The organism is uncultured Cytophaga sp. (assembly GCF_937863595.1).
Taxonomy (GTDB): domain Bacteria; phylum Bacteroidota; class Bacteroidia; order Cytophagales; family Cytophagaceae; genus Cytophaga.
In genome coordinates, this window is the sequence record NZ_CALMGQ010000188.1 from 1 (window position 1) to 2,009 (window position 2,009).

Consider the following 2,009-nt stretch of genomic DNA (forward strand, 5'->3'; position numbering starts at 1 on the left):
CTGACCGCGATAAACGCAACGGCTAGCCGTTGCGTTTATTAATTGAATCTAAGAATGAATATTTTCCTGTAAATGTCAATTGTATCGCACAGACTTTTAACTAAAAATTGCGAATATTCTTCTGCTTCTGAATGATTATTTTTTTTCATAGAACGCTCTGAACGTTTTATAAGCTCGTTTCTAAAATCGTTGTAAAATGATGCATCCGATTTAGAAAAACCAGGCCCTGAAATTCGACACAGGTGTCTAAAATCATTTAGGTTATTTTTAAAAAGCTTTTCATCCGTATTCTTTAACGCAACATAAAATGCAGACCGAACAACATAATAATAAAAATCAGGATTGTTTCTATAAGTGCCATCAAACTTATACGTAAAAGGTGAATCCATATCTTTATCTTGAATTTTCAACAATAGATCTAATGCCTTTTCATACTGTTGAGAATGGTATAAACGTGCCACTTCTTTCTCATGTAAAAACGGTGTCTGAGCAAATAAAAAAAATGGAAATAAAGCAAATAGAATGAAAATATACTTAGACATAAATAGGGTTCTTTTAAGGTATTTTTACCTCTTAAAAGATATCTAATGAATGCATTTATTATGCCAAAAATAAACCCGACCCTAGTAAATTACTACACCTTCAACAGTTAATGGATTCTGTAAAATAAAAAAGCGCTTCACATATTCATGCAAAAGGCTTTCAAAATCTCTAATGAAACCTATAAGGTTTGATATGTTATAAACGGTAGTACTTGACTTGAAGAAACCTTATAGGTTTTCTTTATAAATGTCTAAACAACCTTATTTTTGTCTGCTCTCCAATACCTTAATCACATCATCCAAAGGAATATTTTTCGCTTCCAATAGAATCAAGTAATGATATAATAAATCTGCTGCTTCGCCTTTGAAAAGATCGTCGTTGTTGTCTTTTGCTTCAATCACAATTTCAACGGCCTCCTCGCCTACTTTCTGTGCAATCTTGTTAATTCCCTTCTTAAACAAAGAGGCGGTGTAAGAAACGTCCGTAGGGTTATTACGACGGTCTTTGATAACGCTCGCTAACTTCTCAATAAAGAAGGTTCTTCCGGTGTTGTCTTCATCCCAGCAGGTATCTGTACCCTTGTGGCAGGTTGGGCCTTGTGGATGTACTTTTATCAATAAGGTATCTTGATCGCAGTCTAATTTAATTTCTACTACGTTTAAGAAATGACCTGTTGTTTCGCCTTTCGTCCAAAGTCGGTTCTTTGTTCTGCTAAAGAACGTTACTTTGCCCTCTGCAATCGTTTTTGCGTATGCTTCTTCATTCATATACCCCAACATCAACACATTTCTGGTTGTTGCATCTTGAATGATAACGGGTACTAAACCGTCGCCTTTTTTGAAATCAATGTTCATGTAATTCGTATTAGAAAGGCAATTTAATTATAAATTATGAATTATGAATTATGAATGTGATTACAAGCACTGATTCAAGTACTTAGATTTTTAAATTGGGGAGAATTTGGAATGAATGAGGTATGGGCACGATCAAACAATCCAAATTGTCTGAAACGCTGATTCAACTGATTTAAATGATTCTCATGATTATTTCTTATGAAATGGATGCTGCGGTACTTGTTTTACAAGTTGTTGGTGCCACGCGTTATCTTCGGCGCATTATCAAACATTCCTATTGTCTGAATTGAGATTCGTAGGATTAAATGATTTTTTGGATTAAAAAAAATCTTTCTGAACAAATGGATGCTGCGGTGCTTGTTGTGATGAGTTGTTGGTGCCCCGCGTTGCCTTTAGCCCACGATCAAATATTTGCACTGGCGGGAACACGCAACAACCGCTGGTTTATACAGGCTAAAATGGATTAATGAGTTGTTGTTGACCCGCCTTGCCTTCAGCCCACGATCAAATATTTGTGCTGGCGGGAACACACAACAACGGCTGGGTAAAATTCTAGAAAACGCTAAACCTTACGAATCATTTTTTAATCATCTAAATCACAAGAATCATAGT

2 protein-coding genes are annotated in these 2,009 nt (G+C 35.4%); both read right to left on the reverse strand.

The genetic code is table 11. From position 1 onward, the window contains the following. Positions 1-38: 38 nt before the first annotated feature. Positions 39-542 carry a hypothetical protein gene (locus Q0543_RS16995; protein WP_299255849.1) on the reverse strand — a complete coding sequence of 168 codons (504 nt, stop codon included), beginning with the start codon at positions 540-542 and terminating at the stop codon, positions 39-41. Positions 543-803: 261 nt separating this feature from the next. Further along, complete coding sequence (hisIE, locus tag Q0543_RS17000) at positions 804-1,397, reverse strand: bifunctional phosphoribosyl-AMP cyclohydrolase/phosphoribosyl-ATP diphosphatase HisIE (protein WP_299255851.1); 594 nt, start codon at positions 1,395-1,397, stop codon at positions 804-806. Between the last annotated feature and the right edge of the window lie 612 nt (positions 1,398-2,009).

Bases quoted from the DNA above. Each gene is read 5' to 3' on its own strand.
- Q0543_RS16995 (WP_299255849.1), bottom strand. From the start codon at position 542: ATGTCTAAGTATATTTTCATTCTATTTGCTTTATTTCCATTTTTTTTA.
- hisIE (WP_299255851.1), bottom strand. From the start codon at position 1,397: ATGAACATTGATTTCAAAAAAGGCGACGGTTTAGTACCCGTTATCATT.